Source organism: Acetomicrobium sp. UBA5826 (assembly GCF_002433005.1).
Taxonomy (GTDB): Bacteria; Synergistota; Synergistia; order Synergistales; family Acetomicrobiaceae; genus Acetomicrobium.
The window spans coordinates 238-19,162 of sequence record NZ_DJHF01000021.1; the positions used below are offsets into that span (position 1 = coordinate 238).

Annotated in this window: 20 protein-coding genes and 1 pseudogene; 8 read left to right on the forward strand and 13 right to left on the reverse strand. The window is 49.1% G+C overall.

Features of this window, described 5'->3' with window-relative positions:
* The 6 genes and pseudogenes from B3N34_RS07030 to B3N34_RS07055 all read right to left on the reverse strand — a co-directional run.
* Positions 1 to 310, reverse strand: a pseudogene (locus B3N34_RS07030) (urocanate hydratase); the annotation flags it as partial.
* Positions 311 to 402: 92 nt separating this feature from the next.
* A complete protein-coding gene (locus tag B3N34_RS07035) occupies positions 403 to 1,140 on the reverse strand; it encodes an IclR family transcriptional regulator (RefSeq protein ID WP_273002261.1) in 738 nt (245 codons plus the stop codon).
* Between the two features lie 151 nt (positions 1,141 to 1,291).
* Complete coding sequence (locus tag B3N34_RS07040; protein ID WP_273002262.1) at positions 1,292 to 1,990, reverse strand: amino acid ABC transporter permease; 699 nt, start codon at positions 1,988 to 1,990, stop codon at positions 1,292 to 1,294.
* A gap of 3 nt (positions 1,991 to 1,993) precedes the next feature.
* Positions 1,994 to 2,752, reverse strand: a complete 759-nt coding sequence (locus B3N34_RS07045; RefSeq protein WP_273002264.1) for an amino acid ABC transporter ATP-binding protein — start codon at positions 2,750 to 2,752, stop codon at positions 1,994 to 1,996.
* 10 nt (positions 2,753 to 2,762) lie between these two features.
* Positions 2,763 to 3,428 carry an amino acid ABC transporter permease gene (locus B3N34_RS07050; RefSeq protein ID WP_286976203.1) on the reverse strand — a complete coding sequence of 222 codons (666 nt, stop codon included), beginning with the start codon at positions 3,426 to 3,428 and terminating at the stop codon, positions 2,763 to 2,765.
* 28 nt (positions 3,429 to 3,456) lie between these two features.
* Positions 3,457 to 4,191 carry a basic amino acid ABC transporter substrate-binding protein gene (locus B3N34_RS07055; protein ID WP_286976205.1) on the reverse strand — a complete coding sequence of 245 codons (735 nt, stop codon included), beginning with the start codon at positions 4,189 to 4,191 and terminating at the stop codon, positions 3,457 to 3,459.
* Between the two features lie 511 nt (positions 4,192 to 4,702).
* Here B3N34_RS07055 and B3N34_RS07060 point away from each other — a divergent pair.
* From B3N34_RS07060 to B3N34_RS07070, 3 genes are all read left to right on the forward strand, one after another.
* Positions 4,703 to 5,092: an alanine:cation symporter family protein gene (locus B3N34_RS07060; RefSeq protein WP_286976207.1), complete on the forward strand. Its 390-nt coding sequence runs from the start codon at positions 4,703 to 4,705 to the stop codon at positions 5,090 to 5,092.
* 137 nt (positions 5,093 to 5,229) lie between these two features.
* Positions 5,230 to 6,987 (forward strand): phosphodiester glycosidase family protein, encoded by a 1,758-nt coding sequence (locus B3N34_RS07065; RefSeq protein WP_286976210.1) that lies wholly within the window; start codon positions 5,230 to 5,232, stop codon positions 6,985 to 6,987.
* 22 nt (positions 6,988 to 7,009) lie between these two features.
* On the forward strand, positions 7,010 to 7,354 hold the full coding sequence (locus B3N34_RS07070) for a 4a-hydroxytetrahydrobiopterin dehydratase (RefSeq protein ID WP_286976213.1): 345 nt from the start codon (positions 7,010 to 7,012) through the stop codon (positions 7,352 to 7,354).
* A gap of 41 nt (positions 7,355 to 7,395) precedes the next feature.
* Here the strand turns inward: B3N34_RS07070 and B3N34_RS07075 are convergent, their stop codons facing one another.
* From B3N34_RS07075 to B3N34_RS07085, 3 genes are all read right to left on the reverse strand, one after another.
* Positions 7,396 to 7,875, reverse strand: a complete 480-nt coding sequence (locus B3N34_RS07075; RefSeq protein WP_414632105.1) for a Na+/H+ antiporter NhaC family protein — start codon at positions 7,873 to 7,875, stop codon at positions 7,396 to 7,398.
* 158 nt (positions 7,876 to 8,033) lie between these two features.
* Positions 8,034 to 9,395 carry a magnesium transporter gene (gene mgtE / locus B3N34_RS07080; protein WP_286976216.1) on the reverse strand — a complete coding sequence of 454 codons (1,362 nt, stop codon included), beginning with the start codon at positions 9,393 to 9,395 and terminating at the stop codon, positions 8,034 to 8,036.
* Positions 9,396 to 9,548: 153 nt separating this feature from the next.
* Entirely contained in the window at positions 9,549 to 9,707 is a 159-nt protein-coding gene (locus tag B3N34_RS07085) for a hypothetical protein (protein WP_009200681.1), read from the reverse strand.
* Between the two features lie 277 nt (positions 9,708 to 9,984).
* Here B3N34_RS07085 and B3N34_RS07090 point away from each other — a divergent pair, with 277 nt between their 5' ends.
* From B3N34_RS07090 to B3N34_RS07100, 3 genes are all read left to right on the forward strand, one after another.
* Positions 9,985 to 11,187 (forward strand): dicarboxylate/amino acid:cation symporter, encoded by a 1,203-nt coding sequence (locus tag B3N34_RS07090; RefSeq protein WP_286976220.1) that lies wholly within the window; start codon positions 9,985 to 9,987, stop codon positions 11,185 to 11,187.
* Positions 11,188 to 11,486: 299 nt separating this feature from the next.
* The gene (locus B3N34_RS07095) at positions 11,487 to 12,224 is read left to right on the forward strand and encodes a HisA/HisF-related TIM barrel protein (protein WP_286976222.1); all 738 of its coding nucleotides are present in this window, start codon (positions 11,487 to 11,489) and stop codon (positions 12,222 to 12,224) included.
* Complete coding sequence (locus B3N34_RS07100; RefSeq protein WP_286976225.1) at positions 12,224 to 12,979, forward strand: (5-formylfuran-3-yl)methyl phosphate synthase; 756 nt, start codon at positions 12,224 to 12,226, stop codon at positions 12,977 to 12,979. The genes B3N34_RS07095 and B3N34_RS07100 overlap by 1 nt, the downstream gene beginning before the upstream one ends.
* Here the strand turns inward: B3N34_RS07100 and B3N34_RS07105 are convergent.
* From B3N34_RS07105 to pfp, 4 genes are all read right to left on the reverse strand, one after another.
* Complete coding sequence (locus tag B3N34_RS07105) at positions 12,942 to 13,553, reverse strand: amino acid kinase (protein ID WP_286976228.1); 612 nt, start codon at positions 13,551 to 13,553, stop codon at positions 12,942 to 12,944. The genes B3N34_RS07100 and B3N34_RS07105 overlap by 38 nt on opposite strands.
* Entirely contained in the window at positions 13,535 to 14,578 is a 1,044-nt protein-coding gene (locus B3N34_RS07110; protein WP_286976231.1) for a hydantoinase/oxoprolinase family protein, read from the reverse strand. The genes B3N34_RS07105 and B3N34_RS07110 overlap by 19 nt, the downstream gene beginning before the upstream one ends.
* Positions 14,572 to 15,549, reverse strand: a complete 978-nt coding sequence (locus B3N34_RS07115) for an ATP-grasp domain-containing protein (protein WP_286976234.1) — start codon at positions 15,547 to 15,549, stop codon at positions 14,572 to 14,574. The genes B3N34_RS07110 and B3N34_RS07115 overlap by 7 nt, the downstream gene beginning before the upstream one ends.
* A 147-nt stretch (positions 15,550 to 15,696) precedes the next feature.
* On the reverse strand, positions 15,697 to 16,959 hold the full coding sequence (gene pfp, locus B3N34_RS07120; protein ID WP_286976236.1) for a diphosphate--fructose-6-phosphate 1-phosphotransferase: 1,263 nt from the start codon (positions 16,957 to 16,959) through the stop codon (positions 15,697 to 15,699).
* 101 nt (positions 16,960 to 17,060) lie between these two features.
* On the opposite strand from pfp, the gene B3N34_RS07125 reads away from it, so the two are divergent.
* The gene (locus B3N34_RS07125) at positions 17,061 to 17,726 is read left to right on the forward strand and encodes an endonuclease III domain-containing protein (protein WP_286976238.1); all 666 of its coding nucleotides are present in this window, start codon (positions 17,061 to 17,063) and stop codon (positions 17,724 to 17,726) included.
* Positions 17,727 to 17,775: 49 nt separating this feature from the next.
* Positions 17,776 to 18,912: a Wzz/FepE/Etk N-terminal domain-containing protein gene (locus tag B3N34_RS07130; protein ID WP_286976241.1), complete on the forward strand. Its 1,137-nt coding sequence runs from the start codon at positions 17,776 to 17,778 to the stop codon at positions 18,910 to 18,912.
* The last annotated feature ends 13 nt before the right edge of the window (positions 18,913 to 18,925 follow it).

Consider the following 18,925-nt stretch of genomic DNA (forward strand, 5'->3'; position numbering starts at 1 on the left):
GGTTGTTGTCGATCATCACCTGAAAGGCCTTTCCCTCGATGCATTTTCCCTTATACTCGTCGATGGGCCGTCCCCAGATGCGGCCCTTCGGCCTGAAGCGGTAGCCGTAGATGCGCCCCCTGGTGAGCAGCTCTTCCATGAACTCCGGCGCCAGCTTTTCGTGAAGCTCCTCCGGGACGTAGCGAAGGGCGTTCTTTAAAGCCAGCTCCGCCTCCTTTTGGCTTAAAGTGAAGCCTCGGTTCGGCGCTCTTCTTATGTTTGGTTCAAAGGGAGGGTATTCGGGAAGTTCCGGGTCGAGTTTGATGGTCATGGCCTTGCTGTTCAGTTCGTTTATCTCTTTCACGTCAAACTACCTCCTTCTTCGTACTTTTTATTTAAGACTTTCTTTTATAAACTCTTTTTTTAAAGTTTTGATCCTATGCGGCGGGAAGCCTCTTTCAACATCTGCGCTATGGCCTCTTCTCGACCGTCGAAGCTGGCAGCCAACCCCGCCAGCCCCAGCTGGGCGACGAAGGTTCCCCTCGAGTCGAAGAGAGGTACGCTTATATCACCGGCGTGGGTTATCCATTCCTCTCTGCTGTAGGCAAATCCGTCGTTTTTGATCTTTTCAAGTTCACTTATAAGGCGGTGAGCGTCGACATCGGAAGGAAGGCATGAAAATATGATTCGCTCCTGCAGCTCCCTGGGGCTGAAGGCAAGAAGCACCTTTCCCGTGGCGCTTACGTGCAAGGGTATGGTCATTCCGGGATGGGCTACGTATTTTACGGGGCTTGAGGGTTCAACATGGTGTATACATAACCCTACCGAGCCCTCCAGGACGCTTAGGATGGCGGTCTTCTCCGTTTCGCGGACGAGGCGCTCCATTTCGGGAGAAGCTGTGTTGATCAGAGCCTGGTGGAAGAGCCTTTCGTTGTGAAGGAGAAAGAACCTCACGCCCGGGCGGTATCGCTCCGTTTCGGGATCGGCGTAAACCCACTCTTCCCTTTCCAGGGATTTCAACAGACGATGGAGGGTGCTTTTCGGTATCCCTGTCAGGCTTTCTATCTCCCTTAAGCTGTAGGTGCCATCGGAGGAGCACAAAAGCTCCATCACAGCAGTTACTTTTCCGACGGTATCGGCCTTGAAAGATCTCTCTGTCATATTCTCCTCCCAAAAAACGGGACATGTTGTCCCACATATCTATAAGATATGAAATATTCTTTCATTTGTCAATTGAAGTAGAAAAGAAAACCCCTCAAGCGTTTAAAAAAGCGCGAAGGGGCTTACAGCATATGAATTTTGGCAAAAAGGGCTAGCGCCTTGCCTTGTCGTAACCGAAGCCGGGGATTTGGACCTTTCGTTCTATTTTGCCGACGATCCAAGTGGCTGCAAGGACTATCACAAGATAAATGATTGCTACGATGAGGTAGACCCTGAAGAACTGGTAGTTTCTGCTTGCGATGAACTTTCCCTGGGTCAGAAGGTCGGGTGCGCCTATTATGTAGGCGATGGAGGTGCACTTTAAAAGATATATGAATTCGTTCATCCAGGCCGGGATGGACCAGCGAATGGCCTGGGGAAGGACTACGTAAAATATGGTCTGCCATTTGCCCATGCCGAGAGAGTAGGCTGCCTTGAATTGGTCTTCGCCTACGGCCTCGATGGATCCGCGGGTGTACTCGGCCTGGTAAGCTGCCGAGTTGAGGATGAAGCCCAAAAAGGCCACGGATACGGCAGATAACCTGATGCCGTAAGGCGGAAGAGCGAAGTAAAGTATGAAAAGCTGTGCTAACAGAGGAGTGCCCCTGATCAGCTCAACGTAAGCTGTGCATAACCAGGAGAGTAGCCTTTTGCCGAAGCTTCGACCCAGGGCAAGCAAAACCCCCAGTATTGTGCCGAAAAACATGGCGACGATAGCAAGCTCGAAGGTGAAGGCAAGGCCCTTCATTAACGTGCCGAAGTTGGAGATGAAGATATCAACGATCAGGAATTGCCTTAAAAATTCGAGCACGGCCTATTCGCCGCCTTCCCCGTAAAGATCCTTGAGCTTAAAGAGAAATTCCCTCGTTCGCTGATGCTCGGGATCCCTGAACATCTTTTCCGGAGAGGTCTGTTCGACTATTTTGCCCTTTTCTATGAAAATAATCTCGTCGGAGACGGAGCGGGCAAAGCCCATCTCATGGGTTACGACGAGCATCGTCATCTTCGATTCGGCAAGCTCTTTCATGACGGCCAGCACCTCCCCAATCAGTTCCGGGTCAAGTGCCGACGTCGGTTCGTCGAAAAGCATCAGTTTCGGCTCCATGGCGAGCGCCCTGGCTATGGCGACGCGCTGTTTTTGCCCTCCCGAAAGCTGAGCGGGGTAAAGGTCTTCTATTCCCGATAGTCCGACCCTGTTCAGCTCGTAACGGGCCTTTTCCACGGCCTCTTTTTTCGGCATCTTTTTCACTTTGGTGAGGCCGATCATGACGTTTTCCAAAGCCGTCAGGTGGTGAAAGAGCCCGAAGTCCTGAAATACATAGCCGATCTTCTGGCGCACGGCATTTATGTTCTTGCACCTTATGATTTCCGTTTCCTCGAGCCATATCTCGCCCTCATCGGGGACGACGAGGCGGTTTATGGACTTAAGCAAGGTGCTCTTTCCGGTGCCGCTGGGACCTATGATTACCTTTGTCTCGCCTTTGTTCAGTGTAAGGGAGACCCCGTCGAGGACGACCTTGTCCCCGAAGCTCTTTTTTACGTTTACGACTCTAAGAAGCGGTTTACCTGCCATTTTGACCTCTTTACACTCCTATCCCGGGGATCTTAAGTTTGTTTTCGAGCTTCTTTAAGAGCCTCGCCACGCCGAAGGTCAAGACGAAGTAAATACCTGCGATGGCAAGGAAGATGGGCAGCGGTTCATATTCCACCGTGATTATGTATTGTCCCTGTCTCAGGAGCTCTACTACGCCAATGGCGTAAGCTAAAGAAGTGTCTTTTAATATGATAGCGTATTCGTTTGCGAAGGGCGGGATGAAGGCCCTCATCGCCTGGGGAAAGATGACATAAATGAAGGCTTTGTATTCGCTCATGCCGAGGGAGTAGGCGGCAGTAAGTTGGTCCGAGCCTACGGACATGAAGCTTCCTCTGAAGATTTGGCCCATGTAGGCGGCGGCACGAAGCCCCAGGGCAACCACGGCTGCGTAAAAGGGGCTCAACCTCAGACCGATGCCCGGCATTCCGTAAAAGATTAAAAGCAGCAGAACGAGTTCCGGTATGCTCCTGAAGATCCTATCGTAAATGGCCACCGCGATGCGAAGGGGCTTACTTCCATAGATCTGACAAAAGGCCAAAATTAAGCCCAAAATGAGACCCATGGCCACGATCAGTATGGTCAGTTTTATCGTTACAAAAGTCCCTTCCAACAGAGTTGGGAGGGACTTTTTTACTAGTTCAAAAAAATCTAACAAAACAAATCCCTCGTCTGCGCGCCTTTATTTAAAAATATTTCTTTAAAAGTTCGTCCATCTTGCCGCTCGTCTTTACTTCTTCAAGCCCTTTGTTCAACTTTTCGAGGAGTTCTTTGTTGCCCTTGGCGACCGCGAAGCCGTATTCCTCGCCGGTGATTATTTCGGCCACCATCACGACCGGATTTTCCGCCGCATACCGTAGGGCAACAGGGGTATCCAAGACGACGCCATCCACGTTTCCGTTTAAGAGGTCTTGAATTGCCAAAACGAAGGTATCAAAGCGGGTTACTTTGCCTTTCAGTATACCCGTTTTCTCTAAGTTTTCCTCTACCCAAAGGTCTCCCGTGGTTCCCGTCTGCACTGCCAGCTTGTGGTCTCCAAACAAAACAGTGACGGTTTTCCCGCCTCCCTCTTTTACCAGCACGGCTTGATTTGCCGAATAGTAAGGCTCAGTAAAGTCCACGACCCTTGCCCTTTCTTCGGTAATGGTCATGCCGGAAGCTACGATATCGATTGTGCCGGCATTTAAACCGGGGATGAGGGAGTCAAAGCTGATATCCTGAAACTCGACCTCGATGCCCTGACTTTCAGCAATCGCCTTTATCAAGTCGATATCAAATCCCACTATTTGGCCGTCTTTGATGTACTCAAAAGGTGGGAAATCGGCACTGGTGCCCACCACGTAGGTCTTGGCCACGGCGGGCGTGATGGCCATGAACAGCACCAACGCTATTATCGACAGATAAAATAAACATTTTTTCATTACATGCACCTCCCGACGATACTTAATGATAATTCCCATGAAAGAACGATTCAAACTACTTAAAGCCCTTCGACGATTTAAATATATATGCAGTTGGAAGTCTTGTCAATAAACTTAAGTTCATGGTTATGGGGAAGGCAGGCGATATTTATGAAATATTTTTAATGTAATTTTTTCTTGAATAATTCTCATTTGTCAATTATAGTAACTGTTGTGATGATCAAGTTTACTTTTCAAAGTATCCTGCCCTTAAATTCCCCCGAAGGGAAGGGACGACAATGCCGTAACAGAGTGAGATTATTCAAAAAATGAAGTAATACAATGCACAATATATTAAATTGAAATCATTATTAGGTTTATTATAGTATCGCTGGTCCTCTCTTTAGCTTTATTCAAAGCCAAAACCACGAACAAAAGCGCCCTCGTCTCAGATTTTCTATAGCAAAATCATTTAGCCCTGCAGGAGCATGTCGACATTTGGTCAAACCTATATTAAGGAGGTAGCAGAGTAATGGAAGGTTTTATTCAAGCGGTTGAGGCTTTTTCGGCCTGGCTCTGGGGAATTCCCATGATGGCAGTTTTAGTTGTGACAGGTGTCTTTCTCTCCTTCAGGCTTCGTTTCTTTCAAGTGAAGTACATTGGCTACATCATTAAGCAGACGCTGGGAAAGATATTTTCCAAGGAAGAATTGGGGGAGGGGACGATCTCTCCCTTCCAGGCGCTGACTTCAGCCCTCGCTTCCACGCTGGGCGCGGGAAACATAGCGGGCGTTTCTGTTGCGATCTATTACGGAGGGCCTGGGGCGGTATTTTGGATGTGGGTGGTGGCTATGATGGGCATGGCCACCAAGTTTACCGAGCCAAGGTGCTCTGGCATTTCCTCGACATCAGTCTGGCCATGATAGTGATACCGAACGTGTTGGTTTTACTCCTGCTTTCTAAAGAAGTTGTGGAATTAAAGAATGAATTCTTTTATACTGACGGAAGGTACTATTTGAAGGACAAAACGAAAGGTTAAAACCTAAGGGGAGGCGAGGCTGTGGGAGCATCTAAGAGGCTTCGGGTTGCGTCTTTTATTTTTCTGGTGTGCATTATAGCGGTTGCGCACGCTGGCGGAGCCAGCGCAATTTCGAGGGGCGAAGTGGTCTATGAAATAATGACGGCTCTGGATCTGCCGGTGGTGCAGGATGGCGCCGGCTTTGCCGACGTCTCGAAGCTCACTCTTCATGGAGAGTCCATTCAGGCAGCCAAAGCGTTGGGAATATTGCCGCCCTTTGAACATTTCTATCCAACTTTGGACGCGACGAACGCCGAGGCCTTGATGTTCGCCCTTCGCGCCCTCGGTCTTTTCAACGAGGCCGAAATATTGGACAAAATATGCGAGTTTGGCGAAAAAGAGGATGTTCCGCCCCATCTTACGGTCTATCTGACCATGGCCGAAGAGATGTCTCCAAAGGCACCTGAACTGCTTTCAAACGAGCCTGCGGCCAACGTTAGCCAAGAAGGCTTGAATTCCCTCATAAGCTGGCTGAAAAATTGCAAGAGGGGATTTATATTCGAAAAGACCCTTGAAGAAGGTCCCCTCGCGGTGACGATGCACAGGGAAGGTGTAGGGCGACCTCCGAAGCTGTGGCTCGTGTTGATAGACGAAATTCCCCTGAACGCCGAAGCTCGTGCCCGAGACCTGGCGGACTATTTGAAAAATTTGGGGTTTCCCGCATTCATCGTGAAGCAGGAGTGGGCCTATTTGGTCTCCGTCGGGCCCTTCATGGACTACGTCAAAGCCCATGACGTGAAGGCGCGCCTCCCCAAAGGCATGACGGCCTCCATAGTTCCCTACAACGGTTTCGAGGAAAGCCCAGCTCTTTATTGGGTTTGCCTTTCCTACGACGCCACTTCCGAGACGGGGAAGATAGCCCTGTCCAGCGCTCGTTTCGGGACATTTAGACCTTTAAGCGACATGGCCGGGGCGACGGGGGCGAAGGCTGCGGTAAACGGAGGATATTTCAGCGGAACGAGACCCATTGGGCTCGTGGTGACCGACGGAGCTATCTCTTACATGCCCTACAGGGGCAGGACCGCCATAGGCTGGGACAACAGCGGAAAGGTCTATATCGGACAAGTCGAAGCAGCAGCAAGGGTAGTGGTGGGATCGAAGGCGGAATTCGCTCTAGATGGCGTGAACGTGTCGCCGAGCTATCACGGCATAAGCGTATATAGGCCGGAATTCGGCATGGAGGTTTCCAAACTGCCCTCCGATGCCCTGGTAGTAATGGTGAGGGAGGGGAAGGTGACTTGGAAGCAAAGCTCCGCCACGACAAAAAGCCACTACATCCCGCCCGACGGTTTTTTGCTCGTCGCCAGGGGCAATAGCAGGCAATACTTTGCAAACGTGGTTTTGGGCACGGAAATTGAGTTAAAATCAGCCCTTGCCCCCGAGGAGTTTAACGGCGCAAAGTGGGCCTTCCAGGCAGGGCCGCCTCTTTTGCGCAACGGAAGAGAGGTCTATGCAAACGAAGGTTTTAAGCCGAGTTTCACCGATAAAAGACACCCTAGGACGCTTTGGGGATACGACGGAAGGCGGATTTACTGGGTTGTGGTCGATGGTCGCGACCCGTGGCACTCCAGGGGCATGACCCTGTCGGAGCTGAGGGCCCTTGCCAGACAATTCGGCATGAAAGAAGCCGTCAATTTAGACGGGGGAGGATCATCCGGGCTTTGGTGGAAGGGTGCTTTGATCAACCACTCACCCGGCGGCAGGGAAAGGCCCCTTCCATATATAATTTATCTTGAATGATTCTTTGGGGGAGGTGTAGGGTATGGAAAAATTGACGAATCAAAGATGCGTACCCTGCGAGGGAGGCATTCCTCCCATGACAAGGGAGGAGGCCGAAGAATATTTGAGCCAGGTGCCTTCATGGAGAATCGTGGAGGATGAGGGCATTCTTAAACTTAATAAGACCTTTAAATTCAACAGCTTCAGGGAATCCTGGCAGTTTTTCGATAGAATAGCTGAGCTGGCCGAGTCCGAAGGGCATCATCCTGACATATCGGTTCACTACAACCGCGTGATCGTAACTTTGTTCACCTATGCCATAAAGGGACTGTTCTTAAATGATTTTATAATGGCTGCCAAGATAGAGGAAATCCTAAAGGAGCTTTAAAAAGGCCACCGGTAAGATGGTGGCCTTTTTCTTTTCGTAAACTATTCGGTTATTATGTCGTCGTCCGTATCCATGCGCCAGAATATGAACTTGCCCATGGCTGTCAGAACTATGGCCACTATGGGGTTGATGTAGTTAAAGAAGGCAAAGGGCGCGAACTCAAGGGTAGGTATGCCAAAGAGGCTCGTATGATAGGCGCCGCAGGTGTTCCAGGGTATCAAAACGGAGGTAAGGGTGCCGCTGTCTTCAAGAGTTCTCGACAGCATCCTGGGGTGCAGCCCCATCTTGTCGAAGGCAGGTTTGAACATCCTTCCGGGAAGCACAATTGCCGTGTATTGATCGCCAACCAGCAGGTTTGTGGCAAAACATGCGATTATGACGGAGACGACCATTCCCGTAACGCTTTTAACGTGTTTCAGTATTGCCTCAAGCAGCACCTCGAGAAAGCCGCATCTTTCCATGACTCCGCCGAAAGAAAGGGCACAAAGTATCAAAGAGACCGTCCACATCTTTGTCAGCATGAATTATAATAAAGAATAATTAGTATATCATAAGAACATAAAATATTAATAATTCGATAGCAGGGTATATCAAAAAGTAAGTCGTGGACGAATAAAAAAAGCACGAACATCCCTCTGTCCGTGCTTTTTTAAAGTTCCCATATATGCATTCGAAAATCCTATCCGCCTAACTTGAGCAGCTTTATGGCAATGTTGAAGTAAACCATCAGCGACGTGATATCCACCACGGTGGTTATAAGGGGGGCGGAAAAGACGGCCGGATCCAGTCTGAAGGCCCTCCCGACGATGGGAAGTATGGCACCGATGGTGGAGCTTACGATCAAAACCACCGTTACGGTTACGGCGACGACAGCTGCGACGCCAGTTGAACCGCTGACCGTCCAGGCGAAGAAATACCCGATCGTTCCCATCACGATTCCGATGAGGGCGCTTACGCGAAGCTCCTTGAAGAGTATGACGGCTATGTCCTGGACCGTGATCTCGCCAAGGGCAAGGCCCCTTATGATGAGAGAAGAAGCCTGGGTCCCGGAATTGCCTCCCACTCCCGCAAGCAGGGGCATGAAAAAAGTAAGGGCCACGACGCTGCTTAAAACTCCCTCGTAATGTTTCAGGATGTTGCTCGTCACTGCCTGTGTTGCGAAAAGAACCACGAGCCAGCCGATGCGCTTGCTGAAAAGCGTCGTCAATGTCGATTCTAAGTAGGGCAGGTCCAAAGGCTGGCTTCCACCCAGCCTGTGAATGTCTTCAGTGTCCTCTTCCTCGATGACGTCCATGATGTCGTCGGCCGTGATGACGCCTACGAGGCGACCCTGTTCGTTCACCACTGGTAGTATCATGAGGTCGTACTGGCTCATGAGCTTAGCAGCCTCTTCCTGATCCGCCGTAGCTAAAACCGTTATGATGTTGGTGTGCATTACCTCTTCAACCTTTGTCTTGGGCTCGTTTAATAAAAGCTCCTTCAGGGAGAGGACGCCGACAAGCTTGCCCACGGCATCTACGATGTATATGTAGTTTGTCACGCTTTGTTTTCTGCCGACCTTTCTGAAGTGTTCTATCACCCGCTCTATAGTCCAGTATTGCCTGGCCTGGATGTAGTCCAGGGACATTATGCCCCCGGCGGAATCCTCGGGATAGGACATGAGAAACTTTATGCTTTCGAGATACTCCCGGGGAATCATGGCCATGATCTCCTGGGCTTTGTTGGGGTGTATGGCCATAAGCAGGTCGGCTATAGCATCTCGCCCCATAGCGGCGATTATTTTGCTTGCTGACTCTTCGTCCAGATGATCGAGGAGCCTGTATTGGTCGTCGTAATCAAGGTGCTCCAAAGCCTCAGCTGCTGCCTCCGGCAGAGTGAGAGAGAGGATGACGAGCTGTTCGGACTCTTCGAGTTCGTCCAGGAGCGCGCCAATCTCATAGGGGTGAAGCTCCTCCAGATAAAGGCGCAAAGCTTCCAGGTCCTGTTTTTCGAGCATTTCTTCGACCGTTTCCTTGAAGAAATCGATGTTTCTCTGTTCCATGCAAATCACCTCCCAGAGAGCTTTTTGGTTAAAGGGCAAAGGAATACGGAGGCAACATTACGTTGCCCAAGCCGATTGCCCAGGGCCTTCAAAGGTTGCTCTCGTCTTATCGGAAGGTTCTGCCGCTTATTTGGGAAACGCTTTGAACGGAGGCTATCGAGAGTATCGAGAGGCTGAAGCTGTCAAAGCGGCGGCAGTGTAGCTGCGACCTTCCGAAGGAAGAAGAGCGCGCTTGAGGCGATGTCCTTCATTTAAAAACGTAACTTCATCCTTCATTGCACTGTACCGACGACTACCGGGTCCAGCGTCCACGCACTGCCACCACCTTTCTTGTGAATGGAATTCAAAAACCGTAGTTAGCCTAACATATATAATGAAATTTTGCATCCCCCTTACCGTAAATATTTTGATAGCTCTTCCTGACATGTATACATAGACATAGAGGCTTTGCGTATATAATATACATGTAATTATGGAATAAATACACATGCGGAGGTGATGCCCGAGGTTAGAGCAGGTCGGATCGGTTGTGTTCGCATTATTTTACTCATTTAAGTTATCATTATAACAAATGATAGGAGGTCTTTTGATGTTTAAGAGGATGGGCTTACTGCCAAGGCTGATCATAGCCATTATTTGCGGTATATTGATCGGGAAATATTTTCCCCAGTGGTGTGTCGGGCTTCTTGCCACCTTCAACGGCATTTTCGGAAATTTCCTGGGGTTTGTCATTCCCCTCATTATCCTCGGATTTGTCGCCCCCGGCATAGCAGATCTGGGCAAGGGAGCGGGAAAGCTCCTTGGGATGACGGTCGCGTTTGCCTACGGTTCTACTATACTGGCTGGCCTTTTTGCCTTCTTTGTCGGGACTAATATTATGCCTAAGATAATCAACTTCGCCTCCGACATAATGGCCACCAACCCCGAAGAGCACCTGTTGCCTCCCTATTTTACGATCGACATGCCGCCGCTCATGGGCGTGATGACGGCTATTCTGCTGGCTTTTATCCTCGGGATCGGCATATCCGCCCTGAAAGAAAAAACCCTCTACAACGTAACGGTCGAATTCCAAAAGATCGTGAGCATGATCATTGCTTACGTGGTAATTCCCCTACTTCCCTTTCACGTGGCGGGCATATTTGCGAACATGACCCATGCTGGAGAAGTGGGCAGGATAATGTCCGTTTTCGGCAAAGTCTTTCTGCTCGTCATCGCTTCCCATCTCATATTGTTAATTGTCTATTTTGCCATAGCCTGCGCCTACGGAGGCAAAAACTTCTTTCAGTGCCTTAAAAACCAGATTCCCGGCTATGTTACTGCTTTAGGAACGCAGTCCTCGGCTGCTACGATTCCCATAAACGTCCAGTGCGCCGAAAGAAACGGCGTTTCCAAGGCGGTAAGGGACTTCGTCATACCCCTTTGCGCCACCATACATCTGGCAGGTTCTACGATAACGATCACAATGTGCTCCCTGGCGGTCATGATGCTTCATGGAACGCAGTTTACCTTTGCCTCCATGGTCGGCTTTATTGCCATGCTTGGCATTACCATGGTCGCAGCTCCCGGCGTTCCCGGCGGAGCCGTGATGGCTGCCCTAGGCGTGCTGGAAAGTATGCTCGGCTTTAGCGAGGCCCAGCTCGGCCTGATGATAGCCCTTTACATCGCACAAGACAGCTTCGGAACGGCCTGCAACGTTTCGGGAGACAACGCTATCGCCATAGTCGTCGACAAAATCGCCTCTAAGATGAAGATGGGCGTAAGGCGAGAAGAATCGCAGTTTGTAGGAAAGTAACGACATGATTACAGAATTAAAAGTTGCATACTACGGCCATGTAAGCCCACGAGGCTGCATGGCCGTCATTTTTTTATTGTAATATAAATAATATAGTGTTAGGCTATGTTTATATATTGTTAAAACGTTCTTATCGAGCTCATCAACCCCTGCGGTATAAAGGAATTTTCCGTGGCCTCGCTAGATGACTACGTCAAGGGTGTAGATTTTCGCGAGGTCGTAAAAAAAGTAAAAGAAAAATTCTCTTTAGTTTTTGAAACTAACTTCAAAAAGGAAATATTAGAGGGGATGTCGTAAATTTGCAAGTTATCCCGGTAATGGATCTTTTGGATGGTTTAATCGTGCGAGCATACAGGGGAGAGAGGAACAAATATCGCCCTATGGAAAGTCCTTTGGTAAATTCGCCCCATCCTGTGGAAGTGGCAAAGGCGTTGCTTTACGTAACAGGAGGAAGTGACCTTTACGTCGCTGATCTCAACGCCATTCAAGACATGGGAGATAATCTCGAGGTTTTGAGAAAAGTGCGGGAAGAGACAATGGCAACCCTTTGGATAGATGCGGGAACAGGAAGCTTGGATGAAGTGCTTTACCTGATGTCCGAGATCCCATCCTGCAAGGTTGTCGTTGGCTCTGAGACGCTTGAAAGCAGCGTCGAATTTGAAAGGATAAGCAAAGCATGTCAAGAGGATCGTATGATCTTCAGCCTGGACATGAAGAAAGGCAGTATCCTGACTCGCAGCGAATCGCCCCTTGCAGGCAAGACTTTAGAGGAGGGAATTGATCTATTGAGGTTGGCGGGCTGGAGGAGGGTTATCCTGCTTACGTTGGATGGCGTTGGGACGGGGAGGGGATTGCCATTGAAGATGTATGAAAGAGCGACGCGAATGGCGCCCGATATGAGCTTTTACGGCGGTGGAGGGTTTAAGTCCAAGGACGAGCTTTTTGACATAAAGAAGTCGAACATGGCGGGGGTGCTTGTGGCTACAGCACTTCATGAAGGATGGATCAATAAAAAGGACATAAAGGAGCTTGCGTAATGAATTCATTATTTCCTGATAGAACGGCATTTTTGGCAAGCGTCGTCTCAAAGGAAGAAGCTATTGTGGCACTGAAAGCCCATATTGACGTGGTAGACGTAAAAAACCCAGCGGAAGGGGCTTTGGGGGCAGCCTTGCCGGAGACGATAAGCGAGATACGAGGCGTCGTCCCCAAGACAATCCCCGTGAGCGCCGCCATCGGAGACATGCCCTATCTTCCGGGCACGGCAGCGCTTGCGGCCATTGGAGCAGCCCAGGCGGGGGCTTCGATCATTAAAGTGGGCCTTTATGGAGCTAAAACTCCGGATGAAGTCCTGAAGCTGCTTTTTTCGGTATCGACTGCGTTAAAAAAGTATTGCCCAGAATTTTCATTGGTTGTCGGAGCTTACGCGGATGCTCAATTTTTTGGCGGCATAGACTTTCTCGCTGTCCCGTCCATGGCGGCAGAGGCAAAAGCTGCAGGTTGTCTTCTTGATACTTTTGATAAATCCTTCGGCCACAATTTGCTTGAGATTGCCTCCATGGAGGGGGTAAGGGATTTTGTCTCGGCCTGCAGGAAGTGGGGCCTTTTTTCTGCCTTGGCTGGTTCTTTAAAACTCGAAGATATACCTTTATTATTGCCCCTTAAGCCTGATTACCTGGGCTTTAGAGGCGCGCTTTGCGAAGGGGGTCGGTCGGGCAAGCTTTCGTCAAGAAAGGTCCTGGAAATTTCGTCGCTCATTGCAGGCGAAAGCAGCACCTGTCGCCGCTGCTGACGGTGTTTTGTAGCGAAAGCTTCTTACTTCCGTCGCACAGCCAGACCTCTCCATTGTAGCGGGAAAGGAACCGGAAGAACATTGGATCGACCCAACTTGTGCCCCTAAGGTCCTTCACGTCATAGGGAGGAATGTTGTCTTTAAGCAAGACAAGTCTTGAGGCGTCGAAGGCTGCGGCGATAAAGCAGGCCAAGCTGTCAGAGGTTGTTTCCCAGCTTTCGGGTATTCCTCTTTGCTCCCTAAGCCAGCTAGATGGCAAAAATATAGGGATCTTTCCTGAAAGCCAGGCCTTTGATATATCTTCTTTGCCGTAGGCCGTTACGGAGTGTGGTACCTTTTCGGCAAGCACGTATCCAAATTGGTCCATCGCCAGCACGGCCATCCAGTGAGAAGTGAAAGCCGCTAGCTTCCATTGCCTGTCGCATAGGCGCACCTCATCGGCAAATTTACCGCCTCCCGGTACCACTATGGATTTGTGGCCTCGCAGTGACTCGCTTAAATTTCTGCATATCTCAAGAAATCGTGGCAGCCTTTCAAGGCTTCCGCCAAATTTTACTACGACTTCGACAGACATGACAGGTAAATGGCCAAATCCTTGGCAGCAGCATAGGCGGGAAAATGTTTCTTAACCACATCAGGGATGATCGTCTCGGCATTTAAGATTGACAGATTTGTCCGGAGGGCTGCCTGAATTCCTAAGAATTGGCCTGCTCCCGTGACTGCGGCAGGCCCCTTTACGTGAGGCTCGGAGCAAACTTGATACAGCGCGTCAACTATTAGCCCGATTTGACGTTCCTTCAAATATCCGGCCAATGGCAACAGATCTTCTGGCTTTGCAAGAGAAGCGTCCGCACATATAAGTCGAGCCAGCCGACGGGCAGCGCCCTCGGTGTTAACGGATCCGCTGTCAGGTGGGGTACAGCTGTAGTCTTCCGGGTCGATTTCACCTAAAAGAAGGTAGCAGTCTCCCATGACGGCAAAATATTCGTTGGAAGTACGATACCAGTCTCCCCTAAAGGGAAGCCGTGAGGCTAGGGCGTTGGGATTTGAGCGGATTAAGCCCGTATAGACCAGCTCACCGAAGCGCAGTCTGTCTGTGTCGTTTCTTCCTCTAACGTACAGGGCATTTTCTTTGATGGGTATTATGTCCGTTGTGGTGCTTCCCACATCTATCCATAATCCGTCGCCGATGGACCTTGCCATTTCGCGGCCTGCCGCTATCCAGTTCGTTGCCGCAAAGTTGATCGGATCGTCCATAGCTTTTTCTACCGGCACCCACCTTTCGTTCGTGCCAAGGCACATAAGTTGGATGCTAGGAAAGGTATCGATGAAAGCCTCCAGCACGAAGCGCACACCTTCAGCTTTTGTGGTGAAACAATCGGAAAGTTCAGCCGTCATGGTGATAGCCATGGCTGTGTTGGAGAGGGGAATGTCTGAGGCAAGGTACTCAAGCACCGTCGAAAGCTTGTCGGGGTCCTTCCATATCTCAAAGGTCATATCCTTAGAGCTTAAAAAGGCAAAGTCGCCTGAGATGCAGGCGCACTTACTCTGTACCCCACCAATGTCCCAGCCCACGATCACGTCGTATGGTTTTAGCATGATAAACCCTCCACAGTGAAATCAATTTTTGGCACTGCAGGATCTGAGGGAAGCTTGTCGAGGAGACAGGCTTCCCTCAATGTCTCGGCTATGTTCCAAGTTGCAAACTTCCCCAGGAAGGCCAAAGGCGTAGTAATCCTTGGGTTTACCTCAAGCACCTGGGGGCCCTTCGTAGTCATGATCAGGTCAATTCCAACATATCCCATAAGACCCGGTATCGCGTCTACGACAGTCTGACTAAGCCCTTGAAGGTATTCCAGGCTTGTGCCTCCGTAGGCAGCATAGTCATCTTCGGAAAGGCCAGTTTTTCCTCCTATGTACCTGAAGCTTGCGGATTTGCCATCATCGCTTTCGCTTAGGGCGATCTTTTGCTCGTTTACCGAGACGAGATATGCCTTTCCGCTGCCGGTTGCCAAAATAGATAAACTGGCTGGGAATCCTTTTATGAATGGCTGAATAATTAAACCTCTTGAATAGGCCTTCTTGGACGTTAAAAATTCATCAAGTTCGATTTTGTTACTAAGTAAGACACTTCCCTCTCCTCCGGTCCCGCAGGAGGGCTTGACGACAAGAGGAAAACCCCACGACAGAGCCGCCTCTTTTATCGTGGTTTGGTCGCAGACTACGGCAAAAGGTGAACACGGCACTCCTTTGCCGGCAAGCAATTCAAGAAGGCGGGCCTTGTCCGATGCTATCTTTACGGCACCTGGGGCTGACCCTAAAATTATACCGCCGGCCTGAGTCACCTTTAAGGCAAGACGCGCGGATAGCCCCTGTGTCTCTGGGGCAATGAGCACAACGGGCCTGCTGCCGCAAAGCTCAAACAGTGCCCTTTCTCCTTCGTCATTGTGCACGATGTACTGGTTTTGCCCTTCGGTAGGGTCAAAGGCGGAGGAGAACCTTTCGTTCAAGATCAAAAGGGGCTTTATGTAATCCAGACGAGAAAAACAGGAAAGCATCGTCTTCGCCATAAAGAGGCCTTCATTTGCAAACGATCTGTCGTTTTTTCCTTTAGTTTCGCCCGACGAAAAATGTTCGTATATTATTACCTGCCGATACGAGCCTGATACATTTCTTAAAAATGGCAATATATCACCTTAAGCAGCATCATCGACGTATTACAGCCCCGCCACATATCCGTACTTTTCTACGAACTGCTGCGGCGTCATGTTGGCGATGCGCGACATCTTGTTTAAAAGGAATTCCGATTCCAAGTCGCGCTGCTCCAAGCGTATCATGTATTTTCTTGCGATGCGATACTGCAAAGAGTCGGTATCGACGAGCCTTATCTTCATCTTGCCCGTCTCGGGATCCACGATGTCCTCGAAATTGATGGGGTTGAGCTCGTTGTTTTGGATGGCAATTACAGCGTTGGAGCCGCCCTCGGCGAGGAATTTAAAGGCACCGTAACCCAGGTTTCTGGTGTATTCTACGTCGAAGGGGTTTGGGGGAGCGCATCTTACTTCGTATCCGATCTCCTTGTTTTGGACCGATATGGAAATGCCCATCTTTTTTAGCTCGCAGTTGAGCTGCTTTTTTAAGACGTCGGAGAAGTTGATCTCAGCGTATCGGACGTGGCCGAAGTCGTCTTTTTCGATGCAGTCGATGGCCGCAAGTTCCTGTGAGGACACCTTCGATATCAGGCCCTCGGCGGCGACAATGAGGCCGTGATCTTTCTCGAGGGCGAGCCTTTTTATGATGGCGCCGCTCATTATGTCGATGACGTGATGCAGGCTTATGGTTTCGCTTTCAAATTCCTCTGGTATGATTGTGAGTGTGGCGCTTGCGCTTTTGCCTATACCTAAGGCCAAATGCCCACTGGAACGTCCCATGGTAACCACCAGAAACCAGCGTCCCATGGTCTTTGCGTCTTCCATGAGGTTCATCACCAGTTCCGCACCCAGTGCCCTAGCTGTCTCAAAGCCGAAGGTGGGCAGCCCTTCAGGCAAAGGCAGGTCGTTGTCTATGGTTTTGGGGACGTGGACGAAGTGGATGTTTAATCCCAGCCTTTCTCTAGCGAACTCCGAGACCTTATAGGCAGCGTAGGCCGTGTCGTCCCCGCCGATGGTGACGATGTGGGTAACGCCCAGGTCCACTAGGTTTTCCACGACGGTGCGCATGGTCGCCTCGCTTTTGGTGGGGTTAAATCTGGAGGTTCTTATGATACTTCCGCCTTCCTTGTGGATGCGGCTGACCTTGTCGATGGTAAGGGGGATGACCTTTTTGTTGGCCGTAGCAAGGCTTGAAAATCCGTCGCAGATGCCCAAGACGTCCCAACCGTTGTTGCGAGCCTCTATGGTGACTGAAGCTATTACGTTGTTGATGCCCGGTGCGGGTCCTCCTCCGCAGATTAGGGCCAATGTGTTCTCCTGAAAATTCATAAGTCCATACCTCCTTTATTTACCGTATTTTAACTACATTTGTTTATTCTGTCTATCAGCGTATAAGTTCGGCCTGTCGCTGGATCTGGTAGAATAATGCTATGGACAAAGGGATAATTGCGATTTACGAAACTTTGCTTGATGCTTACGGCCCACAGGGGTGGTGGCCCGTTGCAGGAAGTTACCACCAGGGGGACTACGGATATCCCAGAAACGAAGAAGAGACCTTTGAGATCATCGTAGGGGCGGTGCTCACGCAAAATACGGCCTGGACGTCGGTTGAGAGGACGCTTAAAAATTTGAGGCGCATCGATGCGTTGAACCCTCATAAAATCCTTGCCTTAAGCTTGGACGCGCTTAAATCGGCCATAAGGCCCGCAGGGTTTTTCAACCAGAAGGCGATTTATTTGAGGGAAATGGCCGACTTTTTCGTCGGATTGAAGGGGAGGACGCCATCCAGAAAGGAGCTTATGTTCGTCAAAGGTGTGGGAAACGAGACTGCCGATTCTATCTTGCTTTACGCCTACAAACGGCCTGAGTTCGTTATAGATGCCTACACGAAGCGCATCGCTACTTCCTTGGGCCTTGCCGAAAGAAAAGCAGGCTACATGGAACTTAAAAATCTGTTTGAATCAAACCTGCCCAGGGATGTAGCTATTTATCAGGAATATCACGCCCTGTTGGTCGAACATGCAAAACGGTTTTACAGCGGCAAAGCAAGAGCATCTTCGATAACATTTGTGGACTTTTTAAGGGAGATTTTGTAAACTATAGACATTGATTTTATATATAAAGCGGAATATTGGGGTGAAGGGAATGGATAATGAATTAAACAAGCATCATGAGCGCAAGCCGTACTATGAGGAAAAAATTGACCTTTATCAACTTATACAGGTCCTTTTGAAGAGAAAAAAGCTTATCGTAGGCGTGTTTTTGGTGGTTGTAATTGTTACGATTGCGGCTTCATACATTATGAAACCGGTTTACAGGGTTTCGGCGGTACTGGCTCCGGGACAGATCTACGAACCAGAATCTGTACGCGATGCTTTAATTTGGCGTGAGAAAGAGATAGATACGCCCGAAAACATCGAAAGGCTCATTTCGCAAAACCCTTTTCATTATGAAATATTAACTCAGTTGAGCTGGGATTACCAAGATCCGCAGAATCAATTTGATATCAAAACTAATGTTCAGCAGAGAACTAGTTATATATCTGTTAATATCGATTCTTCAGAACCGGAGAGGGCAAAGGAGTATTTATATACCCTTTTAGATAAATTGCAAGCATTTTACCGCCCCAAAATTGAGGCCAATGTTACTTTATTAAATAACGAGAAAAAACGGTTTATTAATCAAAAACAAAACATAAATAACCAAATCGAATTAATAAAAACTAATATAAAAATACTCGACACACAAAGCGAAAGACTTCAGAAACAGATCGAAGAAATAAAGAAAAACAACGAACAAATTATCAAACAACGTGACGCAGTGTTGGCAAAAGGGCATAATCCTGAAGATGCGATGACATTATTGCTTTATTCTAATACTATTCAGCAGAATTTGGCTCAAATAGATCAATTAAATCTAAAGTTGGAGGATAACTCATTCCAACGACAGCAATTAAATAAAGATATGAAAAACTTGACAACGCAGTTGGCAAACCTTGATTTGCGCTTAGAAGAGATAGATTCTCTTCTTGTAAACATCGATATAAAAGCGAAAGAAATAAATAACATTGCCGATGGATCGGAATCCCAACAGGTTAATTCCAAGACTAATGGCGTAGAGCTATACGGCATCAAAATCGTCCAGGAACCGACCATCGATCCCCAGCGTGTTTCTCCAAAGCGCACGCTCATGGTCGCCGTAGCGGGTGTTCTTGGACTTTTCGTGGGAATATTTGCAGCCTTTGCAGCAGATTTTTGGCAAAGCCATAAGGTTTCGGCCTGAATACACCTGAATA